Origin of the sequence: Streptomyces sp. NPDC059534, from assembly GCF_042743475.1 — a bacterium.
In the GTDB taxonomy this organism is placed as follows: domain Bacteria; phylum Actinomycetota; class Actinomycetes; order Streptomycetales; family Streptomycetaceae; genus Streptomyces.
In genome coordinates this window covers 1-3,043 of sequence record NZ_JBHWAQ010000114.1, presented here as the reverse complement: position 1 = coordinate 3,043, position 3,043 = coordinate 1, and the positions used below count along the sequence as shown (strand labels likewise).

Sequence of the window (3,043 nt, the reverse complement as noted above, 5' to 3'; positions counted from 1 at the left end):
GGACGTCACCGCCCAGTACCCCGAGCTCCAGGTACTGCCCGGGATGCTGCCCGCGCCGGAAGCGGTGTTCGACGGGGAGATCATCGCCTCGGGCGATGACGGCCGGCCGTCGGTGCAACGGCTGCAGCAGCGGATGAGCCTGCACCACCCCGACGCGGTCACCCATGCGCTGGAGGATCTGCCCGTCCAGCTGATGATCTTCGACATCCTGCACCTGGGCCAGCCGGTCATCCAGCTGCCCTACACCTCGCGGCGGGACCTCCTCGACGACCTCGCCCTGACCGGCCCCCACATCGCCGTACCCGCGGCCTGGCCTGCACCTGCCGCCCAGGCACTCGAGCAGACCCGCGCCGAGGGCTACGACGGCGTGGTCGCCAAACGCCTCCTCCAGCCCCTACCTGCCCGGACGCCGCACCCGCGACTGGATCAAGATCCAACACCTGACCCCGCACTGAGGGGCAAGACCATCCGGCCCCGACGGCCAATCAGGCAAGCGCCAGCCGTCCCGCACCGGCGTGAGCACCAAGTTCATGCGGGAGGGGTGGGTCAGGGCGTGGGGTCAAGAGAGGGGGCTGGTCAGCGCGGTCCATTCTTCGTCGTCACGCCCGGGGATAAGCCGTCCGGCGTTTCGCCATTCCTGCACCAGTTCGTCATAAATTGGCTCCAAGCTGGCGAGGGGAACCGTTTCGCCGGTGCGCTGTGTGCCGATCGCGGGCCGCGGCCGCATCGTCGTAGTGGGCATGCGAGGTAAACGCCACCCGGCAGCCCCAAGTCACCCACGGCCGGCGGCGGCAGGGTCTCGGTTGGCCGCGGCCGGGTCGCGCCGGCGGGTGGGCGCGTTGATCATGCAGGTGACGTCTCTTCTGCCCGTGCTGTCTGTCGTGCCAGGAGGTGGGTATGCCGGTGCGTGCCGTATGGATGCGGGGCATTCTGCCGGTGTCCGCGAGACTGATCCTGATGGCTCCCCTGGCGCACCCGGCAGGGCAGGCGCCTGCGGGCGTGTACCGGGACACGGACCGGACCGCCGCCACGTCTGGCGGGCCTGTTCGGTCCGGCCTGGTTTCTCCCGCCGCGCCGGGTGCACCGTGGGCGGGGACCGCCTCCCTGCTGCGGTTCAGGGCTGGTGCGCGGCCGGCCGGGGCTGGGGCGCTGACCGTCCGGTTCGGTCCCGGACCGGGGGTGTATGGGGTGGGGCAGCCGCTGACCGCCCATCTGAGTCACCCTCTGCCGGGGGGCGACCGGTCGGCGCGGGCGGTGGTCGAGCGTGGGCTGAGGGTGACGTCCGTCCCGGACGCCGGAGGGTCCTGGCACTGGGTGGACACGCGGACCCTCCACTTCCGGCCCCCGTCCTTTTGGCCCGCGCACGCGGTCATCACCGCCCGCAGCGCCCTGGACGGGGTGAAGATCACGGACGGGTTGTACGGCGGCCGGTCCAAAGCGCTGAGGATCACCACGGGGCACCACATCGAGGCGGTCACCGACGTCGCCCGGTTCTCCATGACCGTCTACCGCAACGGCCAAGCCCTCAGGACGATTCCGGTGACCACCGGCAAGGAGGGGTACCAAACCCGCACTGGCATCAAAGTGGTCTTGGAAAAGCAGCCGGTGATCCGGATGAAGGGCGAGTCCATCGGCATCCCCAAGGACAGTCCCGACGCTTACGACCTGGACGTCCGCCATGCCGTCCGGATCACCTGGAGCGGGGAGTATCTGCATGCCGCGCCCTGGTCGGCCGATGCCCACGGCAGGGCGAATGTCAGCCACGGCTGTACCGGCATGAGCACCGGCCACGCCGCCTGGCTCTACCGCACCCTCGCACCCGGTGACGTCATCCGCGTCCTCAATGGCCCCGGACCGAAGATGGGCGCTTTCGACAACGGCTACGGCGACTGGAACCTCGGCTGGTCGCAGTGGCGAGCGGGCAGCGCCCTGCCATCCCCACCGGCCACGGAACCCATCCCCGTCTCGGCCGCTCCGCGCATGACCCCCCTGTTCTGAGCCGTAGGGAACCGGTCCTGCTCGATGGCCGAGCGTCGTCCACCACCGGTCTCATACCGGCGAGAAGCGGGACGAGTCTGCCGGTTTCGCGGCGGTGCGTGGTGCGGAGGAGTCGACGGTGCAGCCGGGGCCGGGGAAGACTTCGCTTTCGTGTCCGTCGTCGTAGCGCACCCGGTACGGCGCCTCACCCTCCGGCCCGAGAACCTCCACCACCCTCACGCGGTGCCCGGCGGAGCTGGCCTTCCGGCCCAAAAACCGCAGCACATCGCCCTCCTTCGCCCGCATCCCGGCACCCCTTTCATATCGGCCCCGGCCGGACAGCCGGGACGTGACTGACGTCCTCAAGTGTGCGCCCATCACCACAAAGGCGCATCAGGGAAAGGCCGCCGCCGGCATCCAGTCCACCAGCCCGGCCGGTCTCCTTGCTTCCAGCTCTCCCCTTCGAACGAAACGCCGGAGCCGGAGCTCCAAGGCCGGGCTGCTCGCTGTCGCTGCCTGCCGGGCATAAGGTCCTGGCTACCTACCCTGACCGTGAACTCCCGGAGCGTTCATGAGAAACCCCCCGCTCGACCTGGCAGCCCCTCCCCCGTCCTGGGACCTTGACGTCCTTCAGGCCGTCCGGTCCTGTGCGGCACCCCTGTATGCGGTGGCCTACCCCGCCCCGAGGGGAGGCTGGCAGGTATCCCTACTGGAAAGACCCGACGCCGCCCTGCGTGACAGCTTCCAGGCCAGCGGCGACTGGCCCCGCACGGTCGACCAGCAGCTCACCGAACGCGGATATGTCGCCCTTGCCTCACTGCTCTGCATGAACTGGACACCCCTCCCCCAGGGCGGACGGGGCTCCGAAGTCTTCCGCGACCACCACGACGGCGCCGCGGAAAGCTGGTAGAATCACCCGTTTTGCGGCCTCCGGAACGCCTGTGGGAGCGGCGATCTTGCCGCGGTCGAAGAGCCAGGCGGCCGCCGGGCGCCGGCCGAAGTCGGGAGGCAGGGCGGTGCCGCCCGCAGGGTGGAGAAGCCGTCGTGGCGGCGGCGCCAGTTGACC

At 70.2% G+C, this 3,043-nt stretch carries 3 protein-coding genes and 1 pseudogene; 3 read left to right on the top strand and 1 reads right to left on the bottom strand.

Annotated elements, in window-relative coordinates; translation table 11 throughout:
* Nucleotides 1–751, top strand: a pseudogene (locus ACFVZH_RS40115) (hypothetical protein); the annotation flags it as partial.
* Between the two features lie 146 nt (nucleotides 752–897).
* Nucleotides 898–1,998, top strand: a complete 1,101-nt coding sequence (locus ACFVZH_RS40110; RefSeq protein ID WP_384905559.1) for a L,D-transpeptidase — start codon at nucleotides 898–900, stop codon at nucleotides 1,996–1,998.
* A gap of 51 nt (nucleotides 1,999–2,049) precedes the next feature.
* On the opposite strand, the gene ACFVZH_RS40105 is transcribed toward ACFVZH_RS40110, so the two are convergent.
* Nucleotides 2,050–2,283, bottom strand: a complete 234-nt coding sequence (locus ACFVZH_RS40105; protein ID WP_384905558.1) for a DUF1918 domain-containing protein — start codon at nucleotides 2,281–2,283, stop codon at nucleotides 2,050–2,052.
* 265 nt (nucleotides 2,284–2,548) lie between these two features.
* Between ACFVZH_RS40105 and ACFVZH_RS40100 the strand changes: the two genes are divergently transcribed.
* Nucleotides 2,549–2,887, top strand: a complete 339-nt coding sequence (locus tag ACFVZH_RS40100) for a hypothetical protein (RefSeq protein ID WP_384905556.1) — start codon at nucleotides 2,549–2,551, stop codon at nucleotides 2,885–2,887.
* Nucleotides 2,888–3,043 lie beyond the last annotated feature (156 nt).

What these genes read in the sequence shown, in the direction of transcription:
- ACFVZH_RS40110 (WP_384905559.1), top strand. Translation starts at nt 898, where the DNA reads ATGCCGGTGCGTGCCGTATGGATGCGGGGCATTCTGCCGGTGTCCGCG.
- ACFVZH_RS40105 (WP_384905558.1), bottom strand. Translation starts at nt 2,283, where the DNA reads ATGCGGGCGAAGGAGGGCGATGTGCTGCGGTTTTTGGGCCGGAAGGCC.
- ACFVZH_RS40100 (WP_384905556.1), top strand. Translation starts at nt 2,549, where the DNA reads ATGAGAAACCCCCCGCTCGACCTGGCAGCCCCTCCCCCGTCCTGGGAC.